This is a genomic window from Candidatus Omnitrophota bacterium (genome assembly GCA_028707125.1).
Classification (GTDB): domain Bacteria; phylum Omnitrophota; class Gorgyraeia; order Gygaellales; family JAQTUX01; genus JAQTUX01.
Window position 1 is genome coordinate 338,636 of record JAQTUX010000001.1, and the last position, 19,253, is coordinate 357,888.

The 19,253-nt window shown below is 50.6% G+C and carries 16 protein-coding genes; 15 read left to right on the top strand and 1 reads right to left on the bottom strand.

Features of this window, described 5'->3' with window-relative positions; genetic code table 11:
• Positions 1-14 precede the first annotated feature (14 nt).
• From PHR44_01615 to PHR44_01685, 15 genes are read left to right on the top strand one after another with little or no spacing between them, the layout of a single operon-like run.
• A complete protein-coding gene (locus PHR44_01615) occupies positions 15-854 on the top strand; it encodes a hypothetical protein (GenBank protein MDD4909367.1) in 840 nt (279 codons plus the stop codon).
• A gap of 53 nt (positions 855-907) precedes the next feature.
• A complete protein-coding gene (locus PHR44_01620) occupies positions 908-1,927 on the top strand; it encodes a hypothetical protein (protein ID MDD4909368.1) in 1,020 nt (339 codons plus the stop codon).
• A gap of 2 nt (positions 1,928-1,929) precedes the next feature.
• Positions 1,930-3,879, top strand: coding sequence for a radical SAM protein (locus PHR44_01625; GenBank protein MDD4909369.1), 1,950 nt, complete (start codon positions 1,930-1,932; stop codon positions 3,877-3,879).
• Positions 3,876-4,853, top strand: coding sequence for a radical SAM protein (locus tag PHR44_01630; protein MDD4909370.1), 978 nt, complete (start codon positions 3,876-3,878; stop codon positions 4,851-4,853). The genes PHR44_01625 and PHR44_01630 overlap by 4 nt, the downstream gene beginning before the upstream one ends.
• Positions 4,843-6,405 (top strand): radical SAM protein, encoded by a 1,563-nt coding sequence (locus PHR44_01635; protein MDD4909371.1) that lies wholly within the window; start codon positions 4,843-4,845, stop codon positions 6,403-6,405. Before PHR44_01630 ends, PHR44_01635 begins: the two co-directional genes overlap by 11 nt.
• 8 nt (positions 6,406-6,413) lie before the next feature.
• Positions 6,414-7,523, top strand: coding sequence for a 50S ribosomal protein L11 methyltransferase (locus tag PHR44_01640; protein MDD4909372.1), 1,110 nt, complete (start codon positions 6,414-6,416; stop codon positions 7,521-7,523).
• Positions 7,514-8,086, top strand: a complete 573-nt coding sequence (locus PHR44_01645) for a tetratricopeptide repeat protein (protein MDD4909373.1) — start codon at positions 7,514-7,516, stop codon at positions 8,084-8,086. The genes PHR44_01640 and PHR44_01645 overlap by 10 nt, the downstream gene beginning before the upstream one ends.
• A gap of 4 nt (positions 8,087-8,090) precedes the next feature.
• Positions 8,091-9,353 carry a GDSL-type esterase/lipase family protein gene (locus PHR44_01650; GenBank protein ID MDD4909374.1) on the top strand — a complete coding sequence of 421 codons (1,263 nt, stop codon included), beginning with the start codon at positions 8,091-8,093 and terminating at the stop codon, positions 9,351-9,353.
• The gene (locus tag PHR44_01655) at positions 9,350-11,119 is read left to right on the top strand and encodes an ABC transporter ATP-binding protein (GenBank protein ID MDD4909375.1); all 1,770 of its coding nucleotides are present in this window, start codon (positions 9,350-9,352) and stop codon (positions 11,117-11,119) included. Before PHR44_01650 ends, PHR44_01655 begins: the two co-directional genes overlap by 4 nt.
• Positions 11,120-11,121: 2 nt before the next feature.
• Positions 11,122-11,550: a S24/S26 family peptidase gene (locus tag PHR44_01660; GenBank protein ID MDD4909376.1), complete on the top strand. Its 429-nt coding sequence runs from the start codon at positions 11,122-11,124 to the stop codon at positions 11,548-11,550.
• Positions 11,528-12,493 carry a radical SAM protein gene (locus PHR44_01665; GenBank protein MDD4909377.1) on the top strand — a complete coding sequence of 322 codons (966 nt, stop codon included), beginning with the start codon at positions 11,528-11,530 and terminating at the stop codon, positions 12,491-12,493. The genes PHR44_01660 and PHR44_01665 overlap by 23 nt, the downstream gene beginning before the upstream one ends.
• The gene (locus tag PHR44_01670) at positions 12,490-13,509 is read left to right on the top strand and encodes a radical SAM protein (protein ID MDD4909378.1); all 1,020 of its coding nucleotides are present in this window, start codon (positions 12,490-12,492) and stop codon (positions 13,507-13,509) included. Before PHR44_01665 ends, PHR44_01670 begins: the two co-directional genes overlap by 4 nt.
• A 4-nt stretch (positions 13,510-13,513) precedes the next feature.
• The gene (locus PHR44_01675) at positions 13,514-15,712 is read left to right on the top strand and encodes a radical SAM protein (protein ID MDD4909379.1); all 2,199 of its coding nucleotides are present in this window, start codon (positions 13,514-13,516) and stop codon (positions 15,710-15,712) included.
• Positions 15,709-17,424 (top strand): glycosyltransferase family 39 protein, encoded by a 1,716-nt coding sequence (locus tag PHR44_01680; protein MDD4909380.1) that lies wholly within the window; start codon positions 15,709-15,711, stop codon positions 17,422-17,424. The genes PHR44_01675 and PHR44_01680 overlap by 4 nt, the downstream gene beginning before the upstream one ends.
• Positions 17,421-18,182: a WecB/TagA/CpsF family glycosyltransferase gene (locus PHR44_01685; GenBank protein MDD4909381.1), complete on the top strand. Its 762-nt coding sequence runs from the start codon at positions 17,421-17,423 to the stop codon at positions 18,180-18,182. The genes PHR44_01680 and PHR44_01685 overlap by 4 nt, the downstream gene beginning before the upstream one ends.
• On the opposite strand, the gene PHR44_01690 is transcribed toward PHR44_01685, so the two are convergent.
• Positions 18,133-19,251, bottom strand: coding sequence for a nucleotidyltransferase family protein (locus PHR44_01690; protein MDD4909382.1), 1,119 nt, complete (start codon positions 19,249-19,251; stop codon positions 18,133-18,135). The genes PHR44_01685 and PHR44_01690 overlap by 50 nt on opposite strands.
• Positions 19,252-19,253: the final 2 nt, after the last annotated feature.

The following is a 19,253-nucleotide window of genomic DNA, read 5'->3' on the forward strand; positions in this document are numbered from 1 at the left end:
ATTGAATAGCGGATATGCAGAGGGCCGTACTTGTAAATAGTTTACGTCAGTTGCGCGGGACCCGCCTTGACGCCTTCTCGCGCGTCTATTTCGGCACTGAATTTTGCCAGAACCTTATCCCTGACGCGGAGGACGTAAGAAATGCCGCCGGGATCTTGAAACGCAAATCCAGGGAGCTTACCTTTGTCACGCCCCCTGTTACGGACCGGGGCCTTGATAAACTTGAATTGATATTTGAGTATATGAGCGAATGCCTTCCCGGCGCTGAGGTGGTTGTTAACGACTGGGGGGTATTGAATCTTCTCAGGCAGCGCTTTCCCGGCCTGGAGGCGGTCCTGGGGCGGCTGCTTACCAAGCAAAAACGCGATCCAAAGTCCGTTGATATACTTTTTAACCGGCAGAAGGCAAAGAGGATACTCAATGAAAGCGCGGGCAGGTATATGTTTATGATCCCCAGGGAAGCGCCTTCTTCATTGCTGGAACATTACCGGCAAAGCGTTATAAACGTAAAGTATTTTCAGGGGTTCTTGAGATCAAATAATATAAGGAGGGTCGAAGTTGACAATCTTCTCTGGGGCATGGATATCAGGATGCCGAAGGACATCCACGCGAGCGTTTACTTTCCTTACGGATATATTGCGACCACCAGGATGTGCGGACTGATAAACCTGACATACTCGCGGTGCCGCCGTCAATGCGATAAATTTTATCTTTCGTATAAATACCCCTGGGGTAATTTCAAATATTATATGAGGGGCAACACGGTTTTCTATAGATCAAAACCGCCGTCCGACAGGCAGCTAAAGGGCAACGGGATAAACAGGACGGTATTCCAGGGCTCGCTGCCGGTTTGAGGCAGCGGCACAAAAGCGCGTATGCGAAGCGAGGACCATTACCAGTCGGCAGAATGAAGAAAGTTTACAGGCATAGGATTTGCATTGCTGAGATAGTAATAGAGTTTGAAAGCGAGTTTCCCCGCATGATGCGGGGGCCGGATGAGACCACCGCCGGGACCTTCATCTACAAAGGAAGGCGCGCGCCGGACATAAGATTAAAGGTAGGCCTTATCGAAAGATTCCCCCGGATAAGGCCGGGCAAGAGCATGTTTGAGGTAAAGAACATCAACGGCGCTACCGCCTGGAAGATGTTCGGCTATAAAGGCGGATATCTTATATTGTGGTACCGCCAGGAGGAACGCCTGATTAAATACCATGCCTGCGTTTCCAGGGATTATGCTTCCGGGCAGATATGGATGATGCCTGCGACCAACCCCGATATCCTTAATGTCTATCATGAGCTGGCCGGGCAGTGTCCTTCAGCAAGGGAGTTCAGAAGGCGGTTAAACGAGTTTGTCAAGGCCAACAATGTCAAGGTGTTTTACAGGATCATGCATGAGGACTTTATTCACGGTGTGCTTGAAGTAATTTTCCAGAACTTTCTGCTTTCGCGCAGGGGGCTGATGCTGCATGGAAGCGGGATCGTGGACCCTGCCGGAGACGGCATTATTTTCTGCGGGCAGAGCGGAGCGGGGAAATCAACTCTGGCGCGCCTTTATTTCAGGGACAGGTCATTCAGGGTGCTTAACGACGACAGGATCGTTGTGAGAAATACCGGCGGCGTCTTCAAGGCATATACTAATCCGTGGTCCGGAGATTTCAGCGATTATCTCTCTGAAAGGCCGGAGCCGGCCGTGATAAAGAAGATATTTTTCATTAAACATGGCAGCAAAAATACGGCAAGGCGCATAGACCGGCAGGGTATTATACAGCATATTTATCCCAATACGTTTGCGCCCTTCTGGGATAAGGCGTCCCTGGATAAGATCATGCTGTTTTGCATGGAGATATCAAGATCGGTGGACTGCTATTCCCTGAGTTTCAAGAACGACGAATCCGCCGTATCATTTATTAAGGATCACAAAGGTTAAAATTGAAAAAGACGCTTGTTCTGGTTGAGCCGTTTTTATCCTCCGACCTGATCGACAGGCCGCATCTGGGCATAGCAATGCTTGCCGCTTGCTGCAGGCAGCAGGGCATAGATGTCAGGCGCGCCTACGGCCAGGCGGACTTTATCAAGGATATGTTCCTTCATGAGGCGGATGATGTTTATGAGATGATGCGCGCGTTGAAGGGACCGGATGCCGCGGCGCTGGGTTTATCAGGCCTAAGGGAGCGGATCCGGCAGAAGGGGCGCGGGCCTTTTCGGGATGAGCTGCGCTCTATTTATGAGACGGTATACATTCAAAAGTCAGCCAGAAATTTCCTGGATGCCGGCGCGATCGGCAGATTGAGGGGTTATGCCAGGGCATTTTTAAGGGCGTACGCGCATCAAATAACTGCTTACGGCAGAGAAGACGTTTTATTGGTGCGCAACTGCCTGCGAAGGATAAAGGGGCATAATCCCGACTATGTCGGTTTCTCGCTGGCGTATGATCTCGATCCATTTTCCAGGCAGGTCCGCAGGAGATTAAGCAAGGGGAGCGGGCTGATCCAAATCGCCGGCGGCTCGCTCACGCCTTTTCTTAAAAAAGATGATATGGGCCGCTTGCTGGCGGATGAGCATATTGACTATCTTCTTATCGGCGAGTCGGAGGCGTCGCTGCCCATGCTTATCAATTCTCTGAGCAGGGGGTCGGCGCCGGACAGGGTCGATAACCTGGTTTATCTGCGCGGCAATACGGTTCACGTAAACGAACGTTCGGTCATCAAAGACCTGGATGCCCTGCCTTTTCCGGACTTTACGGTCTTCAACCTGGATGAATACCCGGTGCCTGAAAAGATGCTTCCTATACAGACCTCCCGCGGATGCAGCTGGAGAAGGTGCAGGTTTTGCCATTTTGACAGGATATATTCCGGCACATACCGCGAATTCAGCGCGCGCAGGGTCGTTTCCATGATCCGGTATCTCAGGGATAGATACGACTGCCGGCATTTCGCGTTTAACAATGAAGAGATCACCGCGTCTCAGGCGGTGCGGCTGTCAAAGACGCTCGTATCGCTGGGGATGAAGGACCTGTTCTTTTTTTCCGCGGCCAGGGCCGACGGCGGCTTTAACAGCGCAGGCAAGCTGCGCCTGCTTAGAAAGGCCGGTTTCCGGCAGATCCATTGGGGTATTGAATCAGGCAGCCAGAGGGTCCTGGATCTTATGGATAAAGGCATTAACCTGTCAGAGGCATCTTGTATTTTAAGGAAGGCCCACGCGTGCGGCATAGGCAACGTATGTTTTATCATGTTCGGCTTCCCGGGCGAAAGGAAAAGAGACGCTCAGAATACCGTCAGTTTCCTGAAGCGGCATTCCGCCTGTATCCAGGATATTTCGCTGGGGGCTTTTGAGGCGCTTACCCGGCCTTTGCCCGGCAAAGAAAATCTTATAAGCAGAGAAGGGCTTGCTTCAATGCGTTCCTTTATCGGGCATACCGGGCTTAACAGCGACCACGCCGCCTCCGCGGGGATACGTTTTCTGCCTCCGGGAGACCTCAGGTTCGCGTTGAGCTTTTTTAACCTGAGTTACGGCATTTTGGGCAGCCGGCAGTCGCTGAAGATGCTTAATAATGAGAGGCGTGATTTTTATCCGGCGCTGTCCGGCCGGATGAGTGAACGCCGCGGCAGATACAGCTATATGCCTGTTAACCTGAATGAAAATTATTTCATTAATTTTAATGTGCGGCTGCCACGCAGGCCTGTAAACGACCTGGAGAAAGAGGTGTTCTTTCTTTCGGACGGCTTGTCGCCGATTTATGATATAATAAAAATACTCCGCTGTGAATACGGAGGCGCGTCAGCGGAAAAGGGGTGCAGGGATTTCTTAAGAGAGGCGTTTAAAAAGGGATGGGGCATCGCGTATAAAAGGCCGTGGGCAAAAGGGGTTTATAAGACGTGAAAACGATAGGCGCCGGAGATAGCAATATAATAAAAAGCATAAGCAGGAGGACCGGTTTAGGGAATTTCCTTAATCAGAAATATCTCCTGAGCAATATTACCGTAAGAGACAAAGGCGCCTTGAATGATATCAAAACGATGGTTGGGCGGCTGGCGGCCATGGGCGTGAAGGCCGCTTACGGACGCACCAAATTATATCTGGGAAAGCTGCCTCAGGCCTGCCGCTTTTGCGCGATGGGCAGATGGGCGTGTATTTTTCCCGTGACCTCCTGCACAAGAAGATGCTTTTTCTGCCCGACAGAATTAAATGACAGGCATAGAGACAGGTTTGCGTATGTGTGGAAGGACAGGATGAAGAATGAAAAAGGCCTGATCGATCATCTGTCCGCCCTTAAACCGGCGACAGTCAGCTTTTCCGGAGGCGAGCCGCTGCTTGCCCTCAAAAGGGTATTAAGGATAACCAGGGCTATAAGGAAGCGGTTTGGCAAGGCCGTCAGGGTATATCTTTATACCAACGGCGATCTGGTCAACGAGGGAAACCTGAAGAAGCTCAAGGAAGCGGGCTTGGATGAGATGCGTTTTAATCTCGCCGCGAACGGCTATAATATCAAGCCGGTGAAGCTGGCAGTCAGGTATTTTGAAGATGTCTATGTTGAGATGCCGGCTGTGCCTGAAGATGAGCCCAGGGTAAGGCGATTATTGCTTAAGCTCAGCCGCGTCGCCGTAAAAGGCGTCAACCTTCATGAGCTTAATGTGCACGCGGAAAACGCGGGGCGGCTAAAGGCCAGAGGGTATGAATTCCTTCTGGGCAGGCAGGCCAGCGCTGTCCTGGGAAGTTTTGAGATGATCTTAGGGCTTTTTGAGTTCGCGGCCGGAAAGAATCTGGGGCTTAACCTGACTTCCTGCACTAACGAGTATAAGGAAAAGGTGATGGTCCCGATGACCAGGAGTTTCTTGTCGGAAAATGCGCTATAATAAAGATTACAAAGTCCTATTAAGCATACCTCCTGATTACGATACGCAATATCCGCCTTTAGGCACGCCGATGCTTACCGCCTTCCTTAAATCCAGGGGGATCGATGCCAGGCAGCTGGACTTGAATATGATGCATATGGATTACAGGGAAAGACAAAGGGGCCCGCTGAAGATCGATTATGCCCGGAAGCTTAATTCGGCCAGGCCCGTCTATTATAAAAGATTCCTTAAGCAATACGATAAAGAGGACTGGTGGTCGTACCGTTTTCAGTGGAGAAGCCTCATCTCTTCATATGACTTCGCGGAAGCCCTTCTTTCATCCAGAATGGCGGCGCGTTTCATTAAAGACGAACGGGAAAATCTCTTTTATGATTTCTTCGGCGATGTCCTTTATCCGATCATCAAAAAAGGTTCGTTCAATATGGCCGGTTTTTCAATTACCGCTCCGTCACAAGCCGTATCCGGCCTCACATTCGGGTATCTGATCAAGAAGCATTTTCCGCAAATAAAAGTAGTCATCGGAGGCCAGTGGGTATCCTTATACAGGGATGCTATAATAGCTAGAAAAGACCTGGCGCAATTTTTTGATTTCATGATAACCTTTGAAGGCGAGACCCCGTTGTTCCGGCTCATAAACGTTTTGCTGGCCGGTAAAGATCCTGCTGAGGTGCCTAATCTCGCCTATAAGAAAAACGGGTCGTTTGTATTCAGCGCGGTTCCATCGGAAGAGGACCTGAATGATCTTCCCGCCCCTGATTTTGACGGGCTTGACCTGAAAAGATATGAAAGATCCAGGGATGAAAAGGCGCTTTACGCTACATACGAGACATCGCGGGGCTGCTACTGGGGCAGGTGCGCTTTTTGCGTAAGCCACCCCTTGCCGAAGCAGCGCTATAGAGAAAAAGACCCCCGGATCATCGCCGATGATATCGCCCTGATGATCAGGCGCTACGGCATAAAACGCCTGGCGATATCCAATGCCGTCTTGTCTCCCGGCCAGATGCGCGCTATGTCGCAGGCGCTGCTTAAGAGGCGGATAAAGATCTCCTGGAAATGTTTTGCTTATTTTGACGAAAGGTTTGACGGGGATACATTTGCCCTGGCTAAGAAGGCGGGATGCACTACCGTTGTTTTCGGGCTGGAGTCAGCCAGCCAGCGCCTTCTGGATTTCATAGGGAAGGGTACCGATCTCTCCACGGTAAAGCGCATAGCGCGCTTGGCTGGAGAGGCCGGACTTGATATGGTCTTTGAGGTTATCCTGGGGCTGCCTTCGGAGACCAGGGCGGAGGCGTTAGATACCATGCTTTTTCTAAAGCGGCTTCCCGCCCGTGTTTCCTGGAGTTATTCCAGATATATCCTTACTCCCGGAACCCGGGTCTTTAACAGGCCGGCATCTTTTGGGGTGAGCCTGAAGAGCCGCCAGGGGGTGCCCTTCAAGTTTTTTCATGAGTTTAAGCATAAAGGCGCTGATGTCGGACCGGTTATAGCCAGGATGCTGGCGCGCAGAAACTTGACGGAGGCGATCGCGCTGACGGCGATCGGCCTGAAATAAGGTTTGATATGGACGGACAGATAGGGTTGATCCCTGCCTCTACTTTCAGCGGGTACAACGGGCTGTTTTATCATAAAGGCCTGCTTAACGACCGCGTAAGGACGGATTATTTCAGAAGGGCCATAAAGGCCGTGGTGCCTGAAGGCAGCGTTGTCGCCGACCTCGGCGCGGGCAGCGGTATCCTGTCTTTTTTTGCCTTACAGGCGGGAGCAAAGAGGGTCTATGCCATAGAAAATGAAAATATTATCAAGGTCGCCCGGAAAGTGGCGCAGCGGAATAAAATGCGCCGCAGGATAATTTTTATAAACCGGAATTCGCGGACGGCCTCTTTGCCCGAGAAAGTAGATGTGGTCGTCTCCGAATGTTTAAGCCACTTTGCCGTTTGCGGAGGTATGGTATCTGAGCTTGCGCATTTCAGGGATAAGTATTTAAAGCCCGGAGGCATTGTGGTGCCGCGCGGCATAAGAATGTATCTGGCGCCGGTTGAATCCGGGAAATATTTCAGGGAGGTCCAATTCTGGCGGGGCAATAAGTACGGCATAGATTTTTCCTGCGCGCAGGAATTTTCCAATAATAACGTTTATATCGTATCTCTGGGCCCCGGTAATCTGCTTGCCACCGCCCGCGCCGCAGCGGAGATAGACCTTCTTGCAGGGTATCCGGATGAGATGCTGTCCGTCAATACCGATTTTACGGCCTCGCGAAGCGGCCGCCTTCACGGCCTGTTGGGGTGGTTTGATGTTACGCTCAGCGATGGTATCTGCCTTGACACCCTCAGGGCCGAAGGCCTGAGGTCCTGGCAGCAGGTATTCTTTCCCCTGGATAAAGAAATACGCGCGCGTAAAGGCGAAAGGATAAGCGCGCGGCTTTCTTTAAAAAGGGCTGATGATGAGACCTGTTTTTGTTTCGAATGGGCGGTTTCCGGCAGGGGATTTTCTGAAAGCCACTCTACAAGGAAGAGCTTCCCTTCTTATTCTCAGGAGAAATGCAGGCACAAGACCTGCCGGCAGCAGGCAGACGGCAAAGAGCGCAATGCCGGATTAGAAGATATGGTAAGGAAGGCGGAGAAAAATCAGGGGTACCTTAACATAATAGAAAGGAGGTTGTTATGCGCGTAGGGGGCGTCTTTTTAGTCCTGTTTCTTTTGGGTGGTGTTTACTGCGGTTGTTCTTTCGCGGCTCAGCCACGCGATGAATTTAATAAGCTTATCAGCCAGAGCGGCCAGTATCTGGGGCAGATGCGGTTTGAGGAAGCCGAAAGCTCGCTTAAAAAGGCGTTGGCCATCGCCGAGAAATCGTTTGGCCCTGCGGATGATGCGACCGCGGGCGTGCTCGGCGATCTGGGATTTCTCTATCTGGCGATGGGCCGCGGACAGGATGCCATAGAGAATTATCAAAAGGCGATTGAAATAGCGCAGGGTCTTTCCGGTGGCCGCGCAGAGGTAACCGCCACCTATTATAAGAATATCGGCGACGCGTATTTGCTTATGGAGCAGTTCAATGATGCCGTAGGCGCGTTTCAAAAGGCGCTGTCCATGATAAATAAAGGCGAAATAGACAACGGCTTTGTGAGGTCCATACGCGAGTCGTACAGTAAGGCATTAGAGCGTGTAGTGAAGAGCAAGAGATCCAGGGACGCGATGTTGAATAAGAAGGCGATCCAGAAGCTTATGAAGCAGTAGGGCGATGAAAAGGGCCGTTCTTGCCGTTCTGCTGGGGCTCATATTATGCGAGCTGGTTTTAAGGGGCACCGGGTTATTGTATAGAATGTACCGCCAGGACGCTCCGGCTGCGGCCACCGGCAAGATGTTCACCATTTTATGCGTGGGGGATTCATTTACTTACGGGGTGGGCGTATCCAGGGGGAGAGATTATCCTTCACGATTACAGGCCCTCCTTGATGAGCGCTATGGCGGCCGGGTAGTCAGGGTCATTAACGCAGGGATACCGGGTGAAAACTCATCGAGCCTTCTTAAAAGGCTTGACGCCGAAATGCGCAGATACAGGCCTGATGTTGTGCTGGTTATGACCGGCATGAACAATCTACGCTCATTTAAAGACAGCAACGCCTACCTTTTTACAGATGATAAACTTAAGATCGCGGCGGCCAGGTGCGAAGAGCTTATGGAGAACCTGCGCACATATAAACTTGTGAAAAACCTAGCCGGCGCGCTGATCTCTGTTGCCAGGCGTAATGCCGCCAGGAAGGCTGTAAATAACAGCGGCGGCAAGATCCAAGAGGCCATCGGTCCCATCAATGAATCCGCCAGTCAGTTGGAGGCGAAGGGGTGGGCATACTATGAGGCCTTTGACATGGGCAGAGCCAGGGAGTGTTTTCAGGATGCCCGTGAGTTAGAGCCCCGTAATTCACACAGGTATTACTGCCTTGCTATTGAGGCGATGCACGGCAGAGGGGATTATAAGAAGGCGGCTGAGCTTCTTGAGCAGGGGTTGAATTACTGCGGTGATTACTGCGCCCAGCTTTATTTTGAATTATGGCTGGCGTATCATTTGCTTGGGGATGTTGAACTCGCTGACAGTAACCTGAAAAAATATATGGCGCTTTCACAAGATAAAGGATTGAAGCGGACAGCGTCTTTTGGCCTGCCTTCAAGCAAAGATATGACTCTTTTCGCCGAACTTCTTTCCTATGATGTCAGCCGTATTGTATCCGTTATACATAAACACGGCGCAGCGGCCGTAATCGCTGACTATCCGCATCACGATGATTCCATATTCTTTTATCCCCTGTTGAGCGAAAGGTTAAGGGCGTATGCCGATTCTCACAGGGTGATCTTCGCAGATAATGCCGCGAGGTTGAACGAGATCGCGTTAAAACGGCAGGGTTCCAAAGATGAATATCTCCATGAATTGGGGCATTGTACGGATGAGGGGTATTTATTGATCGCCAGGAATATTTATAGTCATATCAACGGTCTTCTGCCATGAGATCTTCCCTTAATCCGGCAGCAAGAACAGACAGATGGTTGAGGTTCTCCGGATATTTGCGCAGGTATCTGCGCATGGTGATCCTTGTTATATCCCTGAACCTGCTTTGTATTCCTTTCGCCCTTTTGACCCCCTATGTCGGTAATCTTCTGGTTGATAAGGCCTATGCCGCGAAGGATCTCGGGCTTTTCCTGCTGTTGTCTTTGATAGGAGGCGGCGCGTTCCTGGCCAATACCGGACTGGCGCAGACAGCCAAATACTTAAATCAGCGTTTGAACAGGTCAATATACGCCGATATTTCCCGGGACCTGTTCAGGCATTTGCAGCGCCTGAGTTTAAGTTTTTTTAACGGCAGGTCAACGGGCGAGCACATATACAAAATGAGCCACGATACTAATTTGGTCGCGGAATTCATTTCTTCAAACCTTCCCCAGGCGATAACGGTTGTCCCGCGTCTGCTGTTGACCTCGGCGATAGTATTTTATTTTGACTGGAAACTGGCTTTATTCGCCCTGGCCCTGGCACCTGTGAATTGTATTCATCCCTATTTTTTCGGGAAATGGAGGAGGGAGCTGACGCGCAAAGTTACGGATACCGCCCAGAATATATTCAGGATACTTGATGAGATATTCAGCAACATACGGCTTGTTAAGGCGTTTGCCAGAGAAAAATACGAGATCTCCCGGTTCAACGCCGGCCTTGAGCGTAAGGTCGGCTACGAGCTTAAAGAGGCATCATTATATAATCTGAGCGACGCCTCAAGGAAGGTGTTCAGCAGGGCCATCGCGGGGATCGTGGTGCTTTTCGGCGGCTACCGGGTAATGAAGGGCGAAATAACACTGGGCGCCCTGACAGCCGTGCTGCTTTATCTAAGGCAGATGATGGGTATGGTAACGTCTTTAGGCGACTTCTATGAGATGTTTGTTGTCGGCTCTGTCTCGGCCGGGCGGCTGGCAGACGTCCTGGAAACGCAGCCGGACATTAAAGAAGGCGGAGTCCGCCTGGAAAAGGCCGCTGTTAAAGGCGCGATAGAAATAAAGGCGGCAAGTTTCGGGTATATTGAAGACAGGAATATTCTGGACGGTCTTACCCTTTTAATACCCGCCCGCTCAAAGATATCCCTGGCGGGACGTTCCGGCTGCGGCAAGACGACCCTTCTTTCATTGATGCTTCGGCTTTACGAATTGAAGGAGGGGGAGATCTTGCTTGACGACAGGGATATCAGGGGTATCGCCGCGGAATCGCTCAGGGAACAGATAGGCATAGCTATGCAGGAGCCGTTTTTGTGGAACGAATCAGTCCTTTTTAATATACGTTACGGCAGGGAAAATGCCACAGAGGCCGAGGTTATGGATGCCGCCCGCATCAGCGAGGCCCATGAATTCATCAGCGGTCTGCGGCAGGGTTATGAGACCGTGATAGGAGAGGTGGGGTGCAGGATCTCAGAGGGCCAGAAACAGAGGATAGCTTTGGCGCGGATGTTGATAAAACGGCCGGCGGTTATTCTTCTGGATGAAGCGATGTCGTCGCTGGACTCTGAAACCGAAGACAGGATCATGCGCAACATCAATAGAGAATTCGCGGGTTCCACGATCATCGCCGTTTCTCACCGGCTTTCCACCATAAAGAATATGGAGCACGTTTATTTTTTAAAAGACGCGCGCACGGTTATTTCCGGCCGTCACGAGGATTTGATCCGCGGCTGCGATGCCTACAGAAGCCTGCTTGCCAGCCAGGCACCGGAAAGCCCGGCTCTAAATTTGTGACCATGGGAGAAGACGGCCTGCTTTTTTTAGAGACCAGCGGTTTCAGTATGAGGCCGTTTGTCAGGCATTCTGACAGGGTGCTTGTCAGGAGGGCCGGCGCCGCCGGGCTCAGGACAGGCGATATCGTGCTATACAGGCAGCAGGGAAGGCAGGTCTGCCATCGCCTTGTCCGCAAGGAAGGCGGCGGCTCCGGCATGCGCCTGTATGTGAGAGGCGATGCGGACAGGTCGCGATACAAGGAACCGCTGCGGCAGGAGGATGTAATAGGCAAGGTGGAGGGCATATACAGGCAGGGCCGTTTTATAAAGGTAAGCGGCGGCTATAGAGGCGCCATCAACAGGTTGATCGTATTACTTCCCGGGCTTATACTGCTGGCATTGAAGGCCAGAAGCATATGGCGGAATACAGATGAAGCCGACAGCCATTTTTAAAAGCATGGATTTATCCATAACCAACAGATGCAATGCATCCTGTATTTACTGCCCCGCTCCAGGGATAAAGGATAAAAAAAGATATATAAAGCCGCGCGAGGTCAGGAAAATAATAGACGACCTTTTGCGGCCTTCTTTCTTTTCGCGCTACGGCCTTTTATCCACCGTGGAGATAGGGGGATTATATGAGCCCCTTCTTCATCCCGATGTGATAGATATATTGAGGGAGTTCAGGCATAGTTATCCTGTTGCCAAAGTAATGCTGTATACTAACGGGCTTTTGCTTAACAGCGGCATAAGCTCGGCGATCGTCAAGGAGGGCCTGGCATCGGCGCTGGTCGTGAACATTGACGGCCTGGATGCCGATGACTATACGCCGGTAAAAGGCATTCCTTACGGCGTCGTGAGCGGCAACCTCAGGCGCTTTATCTCCTTAAGGGATAAGGCGCGCAGCCCATGCAGGATACTCATACGGATCATGTCATATAAAAAATACTGCGAAGCCGTCAACAGGGCTCTTAAAAGGCCGCCGCTGGCGCTTAATTCAGTTGATGGAACGGTCCGGGACAATACGGCCGCCGTTATCCGTAAATGGAAGCCGCTTTTATCCGCTGCCGACCAGATAAAGGATGCCTCGGATGAATTCCAGCTGAGGGGAGAGTATGAAAAAGACAGAGGCGTGCCGGACGTTGATGAATACGCCCTGAAATGCCCGTGGCTGAATTATGTCATTCATTCCATCAATATAACATCCGACGGTAAATGGATAATATGCTGCAATGACTTTTTCAAAGAGGGCGTGCTTGGGGACGTGTTTAGATCTTCCCTGGAGGATATCGCCGATACAAAACGAAATGAATTTATCCGGTGCCTGTTATCGGGCAAGACAAAAGGCCTGCCTGTCAGGTGCAGGCGGAGGCAGTATTGTCAGTTTCTGGGATGAGGTTATATCAGATTGAATTTGCCGTTGAGAGAAAGGTGATCGCGGATATACGGCAGAGGCAGAAGAGGATACCCGGCCTAAGGCAGGATGAGTTTAAATATACCGCCTTCTGGGGCGACGGAGATCTATCTGCCGGCTGCCGGGAATGCCTTAAAGGCACCTGGACGCAGGTGAGGACCAGCTCTCGCTGCAATCTGGACTGCGTGTTCTGCTACTATCACGGCCGCGGGCAGCATTATCCCGGGGGACCGATGCCGCGGCAGCTTTATCACATAGGCGGACAGGCGCGTTTTTTCTCAAAGGAAGATGTCATGCAGGTATTCAAGGCCCAGGGCAAAGGCAGGATCAAGGGCGTGGCCTGGCTTTTTTATGAGCCGTTGATGGATTTGGAGAAGATCCTTCCGGTTATGAGCTTCCTGCAGAGGGAAGGATACCGCCAATGGTTATATACCAACGGATTGCTGGCAGGGGAGGATACCCTGAAAGAATTGAGCGATCGCGGGCTTGATGAGATCAGGTTTAATCTGGCCGCGACCAACTGTTCTTTGAATGTCATTAAGAATATGAGGGCAGCCCGACGGTATTTCAAATTCCTCTGCGTTGAGTCTCCGGTGTTCAGCGGATTCTACCATAGTTTTATCAAGGAGAGGCGCAGGATACTGGATACGGGAGTGGACCATATTCATCTTGCCGAATTGCAGTTATTCCCTCAAACGCTTAAGCACTTTAAGGCGGAGGGCCCCATATACCGGTATAAACAGGGGTATGTGTCTCCCATAAAGAGCCGCCAGCTGACTTATGATATCTTTGAGGCAGCGGTGCGCGAAAAATGGAAAAATGTCGTCCTGCATGATTGCTCTAATGAGACCAAATTTTATCGCGGCATATATTCCGGCCGCGGCGCGGTATTTGGCGATATCGCTTATTACCCCGATGCCGGCATGGAGCTCCCAAAGTCATTTTACGCTGACGCGCTGAAACGATATGACCCGCAGGCGCTGTTGAAACAGGAATAAAATTATGTCCCTGAAAGTTATTCTGGTCAATCCCATATGGACATTTGAGAACATCCTTGCCACCAACCTCGCCGAGTTGGCCGGGTTTCTGCGGTCAAGGGGGTTCGGCGATGTTTCAATAGTTGATCTGAATTTTGAATTAAGGCCAGTATTAGACCCGCATAGTATTGTCAGTAAAGCGGTAGATCTGGTAGGCAGGAGAAATCCGGACATCGTGGGGATTTCATGTAATACCATACATTTACCGTTCTGCGCTGAATTTTGCCGCGAATACAGAAAGCGGCACGATACTCCTATCGTGGCCGGCGGTATCCATCCTACATTCAGGGCGGATGAGGTGTTCCGCCTGGCCCCCGTAGATTATATAGTCCGCGGAGAAGGCGAAGAGACATTGAGCGAATTGCTCATCGCCTTAAAAGAGGGCGGGGCCGTTGAAGGCATACCGGGAGTATCTTTCAGGGGCAGGCGGGGCATTGTGCACAATCAGCCGCGCCCCTTAATAAAAGACCTGAATTGCCTGCCCGAAGCCGCCTATGATCTACTGTTGCCATATATAAGACAGATCGATAACCAGAAGGCCGGCTGGCATAACGGACAGCCCTTGAGCATATATTTAAGCGCCAGCCGCGGCTGCCCCTATGGTTGTTTGTTTTGCTCTGCTAACAGGATGTGGCAGTATCAACGCAGGAAATCGCCAGAGCGCTTCAGCAAAGAAATATCGTGTTTCCTGGGACATACACGCGAGCGTTTCATAAATATCGCAGACGACACGCTGACCCTTAACAGGGACTGGTGTTTGCGGTTAATGCGGCAGTTGAAAGGACTGGATATCAAGTGGAGTTGCCTGACACGCGTAGATACATTAGACAGGTCTTTAATCGAGAAGATGAGCGATGCCGGATGCGTGAGCGTATATCACGGTATTGAGTCGGCAAGCGAGCGGCTGAGGGCTTTGCTTGATAAAAAATGCGGGCTTTCAAATAAGGAAATTCTCAGGCGCCTGCGGGAGGAGCTCGGCGCCGGCATCAGGCCGGAGTGTTCCTTTATGACGGGCATACCCACGGAAACCGCCGAAGAGATGCGCGCCACCATCCGCTTCGCCAGGCAGGTTAAAGAGATCGGGGCAGCCGTTCAATTATGGATCATGACCCCTTATCCGGACATCCCGGCTGCCGGGCATTATAAGGACTGTCTTATCTCAGTTGACCGTTGGCAGCGCCTCAGGCAGGCAGATGTATATCACAAGGCGCAGTTCTACCTGTATTCGGCATTTCATGAAAAATATATAAACCAGAACCCGGACCGTAAAATGTTCAAACCGAATATGCCTCTGAAAGAATTTTTCGGGATTTTCATGGAGGGCTCCAGGGAATTGATGCCTGCGGTGTCCAGGGCCGAGGATTATATAAGAGAATCGCCCGCCGGATTCTCATTGGTGGGCGCGGGCCGCAGATCGGCCGCGCCTTATTTTATCATCAAGCAGCCGTTTGACGGCATCGGCCGCCAGGCCAAAGATATCCTCGCAAGAAGGCAGGGCAGCTGCCTGCTGTCCATCAGGTTTACCCATCGGCCATTGCGATATAGGGCGAAAAAGCGCCTGGTGAGTTTTTTGAAATTACTTGTGGAGCATAAAGTAAACGCGGTCTTTACAAGGCCTCTTCCTGAAGATGTCTGCCGCCTGGCCGGGTACAAGGAATACCTTAAGACCCCTTTCAAGTGCCGGTTTTGCCGGGAGATGTTCACAGTCAGCCCGGAAAACAGAGTCAGGTTTTGTTTTGGCAAAGAGCTATCGCATATTAAGTACGCGCCTGATTTAGAAGATATGCTTTATGTGTTTATCCATTACGCCTTTAAAAGAGATCCAGGCAACGGCGACTGCGTTTATCTACCGAAGAATGCCTCCCGGGCGCGTGTATTAACTCGCTATAGAGAATTCCTGACGGGCCGGCAGAAAACATTGATTTACCTGGCAAACCGTGATTTTAAACGGGCGGCATTTTCACTTAAAAAAATGATAAGGGCAGGCTATGATAGTTGGGACATCCGGTATCTGTTGGCGTTGACTTTAAAGAATTCAGGCCGATACAACAGCTTCATCGCGGATTTTCAAAATGCCCGCCGGTTAAAAGCGAATGGATTCTTTACGCCCGCTATTTTTACTGATTATGTCCGTAAGGCAGGATTAGGGGATCATCAACTATGACGACAAGGAAGAAAGAGGTAACCGCTTTATTTATAATGGGCGCGCTTTATCTGGCCTTGATGATAAATAACTTTATATGGCTCAAGATAGATGCCACGCCTTTTACCTACGACGCCCATAGACATTTCATGTTCAGCCTCAGGGTCTTCCGGGAATACAGGCATTTTTCCTTGGCTAGCTTAGGCAATATCATAGAGATGACACAGCGCCACCCTCCTTTTGTCGCCATAGTCACGGCGCCGTTTTATTTTATCTCCGGGATATCACAGGACGCGGGAGCGCTTGTCAACAGCGCGGTCTTTCTGGCGGTACTTTTATTCTCAATATACGGGATCGGCAAAAGGGTCGCCGGTATACGGGCGGGGCTCCTTTCGGCGTTCATAGCGGCGATGTATCCGGCGATATTTAATCACATGAAGACATACAATCTTGATCTCCCGCTTACTGCCATGTGCGCGTTGAGCGTCTGGGCGCTGCTTTCGTCCGAGGGCCTTACCTCCCGGAGATATACGCTGCTTTTCGGGCTGTCTTCCGGCCTGGCCTTTCTTACGAAGGACAGCTTTCCTCTGTTCATTGCCGCGCCGTTGGCTATTACCGCGGCAAGAGGCATATCGCGTTCCAGGATTTCATGGAAAGTCATAATGCCGGGGCTTTTGCTCGCCGTCTCGCTGCCGTTATTTTATTATCTGCCAAAGCATTCCATAGCATTGAGCAAGCTGAATTTCTTTGCCCCCCTGACGTATAATACGTTTTTTCAATCTCAGAGCCATACCGCCGGCTTACTTTCATCCGCCTGGCATGCCTTAGGCGCGCTGAAGTCGTTCTTCTGGTATATATTGGGGATGATGAATTTTCAGGTGTCTTTCTTTTTCTTTGTTGTTTTACTGCTGGGCGCCGGTATCCTGAGGAAGAAAAGGCGCGCGAGCATGGTTTTTTTGACCGCTTCATCACTATTTCCTTTAATAGCGGTCAGTTATTTACGAAGGGCTCCCGGGCCGCACATGATCTGGATGGGGGTAAGGTTGACCATGCCCCTGCTGCCGTTGCTGGCAGTGGTATCAGGCGCGGGCATTTTATCCATCCGCGGCAGCGGCATAAGAAGATCTCTTGTTTTCGCCATTATTATATTCGGGGTCTTTCAGTCCGTTGTCGTGTCGTATGGCGCGCCTTTGCTTCCTTTGGAGGTCTCGCTGCCTTTGAGAGCTGAAGCGGATGACCCCGGCCAGTTTGTCCCCGAGAGGATCATCTTATTTAAGCAGCGCATGCCTGCCTACGGCGGGCCGTTGTCGTATCCCAATGCCGAGATACCGGAGAGGATAAGCGTCCCAGGGGAGATCTACAGGATCATAGATTCATCTAACACGGAAAATAAGCCCCTCTATATTACCGTTATCCCGGATATCTCGCGCATCTGGGCCCGGCTGGAATACGAAAGCTTTATCAGGGAAAGGCCGTATACGATCATCGGCGATTGGCAGTATTTTTCAGGCAGCTATACCGAGGCGGATAAGAAGATGTTCCTTTTTGCCGACCGGCTGCTAAAGGCCGATTACGTGATACATAAAGTTTCCGGCGAGATAGGCGAGGACAATGTGCGGGCGCAGGTTATGGCGTTAACAGAGGTGTTCCGCTGGCACAAAGACAAGTATGAATTAATTCAGACGTTGAAATGGCCGGATAACTCAGATATATATATTTATAAGAAGAAATGATAGCGCAAATACCTGAAATCATAGACTTCTTAGGATTGAGGATAAGCGCTGTAACCAGGGAGCAGATAGTCGGCGATATCCTGGAGTCGGCGCTCAAAGGCAGGCGCAGATTGATCACCTATATTAACGCCCATTGTGTTAACCTGTCATTTGAGGACAGCGAATACAGGCAGATCCTCAATAGGGCGGACCTGGTCTACGCGGACGGCAAGAGCATAGTCCGGGCTTCCAGATTATTGAATAACCCGCTGCCTGAAAGAGTGAATATATTGGATTTTTTTGACAGATTGGCCGTACAGCTAAAGGAAAAGAATGTAAAAATTTATTTATTGGGCGCGGAATCAGGCGTAGTCAGAAAGGCGGCTGAAAGATTAAGCGGCGAGCCATTCGGGCTGAGAATATCCGGATTCCATCATGGTTTTTTTACCCCATCGGAAGAAGGCGCGATTATTGATGAAATAAACAGGATAAGGCCCGATATGTTGATGGTGGGCATGGGGGTCCCGAGGCAGGAAAAATGGTTGCGCAGGCATTTGCAGGAGATGGATGTCAATTTGTGCTGGGCTGTGGGCTCTGCCTTTGAATGGTTGTCCGGATATAGAAAAAGGGCGCCGGAATGGATGTTAAAACATGGATTGGAATGGTTCTACAGATTGTGCCTGGAGCCGAAGAGATTATGGAGGAGATACCTGATAGGGAATTTTATTTTTATCTATTACGTGCTAAAATGGAAGATAAAGCGGATATTTTCCCCATGATAAATCTCTCAAGGAAAGAGACCCGCCATAAGTAAATAATAAAATCAACACCCCTGTCAAAGAGTAAAAGCCGCAAGGCCATGCCCTGCCATCCCGCTGCCTTCAGGAAATTGTTTTTATTCATGCACAGGCGTATGGCCTTTTCCTTTACCGCCCGGGGCCTGAATCTGTTCATGACATCGGCAGGGATGTACGTGCCGAAGAGCTCTTTTGCTATGTACAGGGCAAAATAAACGCTATGGATAAACGCGCTTTTTTTCGCGGCAGCTTCAATATAGCCCCAATCCAGATCCAGGCCCGACGATCTCAATATAGCGTCAATATCCACAATGAATTTCAGATGCAGTGTATTGGGCCGGGGATGCTTTCTTATATGGAGCGCGCAGTATATGATGGTATCCTCCCAGGAGGGGAAGCTCAGTTTTGTCCCGTTGATAACCTTTTCCCGCGTCCTGTCCCATAGATCCGGCAGGTCTATCCTGTATGGCCGGGCAGGGACAAACTCCTCATGCACGTCCAATCCCAGGTTCAGGTTATTCTCTATTTCTTTGGTAACCTCAAATGCTGCGTCGTTTCTGGTATCGGGCCTGCCGCTGAACGGGACCTCCTTGTAGCCGTTCTGAAAAAGCACGCCTTTTACCGCGGTGATGTCGTTCTTTTTTACGAGCATATCAATATCTGAAAGCGCCCTGAGCCCGGGATTGCGGTATACCTCCTCTATAAAGAGGGCGCCTTTTAATACGATTACCTCAAGCCCCGCTTCATTGAGTTTCTCCAGAATAAAGCAGAGGTTTTTTTGAAACAGTATATTTCTGTTGATATTAGCGTAATAATAATTCCTTATGTTTGACCAGGCGGCGTCTTTGAGCATGCCGCCGGCCCCCAGTTTATTGAGATTATAGTAAAGCAGAGGGGAGACCTTATGGCGGCCGCACAGCGCAATTATCTCAGGCCAGTCAAGCGGCTGTTTAAGAAGGCCCCGGATCCTGTCCTGTACGTGCTTATCAGGATTCAGCCTGCAGGATAAAAGGATAAGTTCATTCTCAAGTCCGCCCCTGGATGGCCTCATCG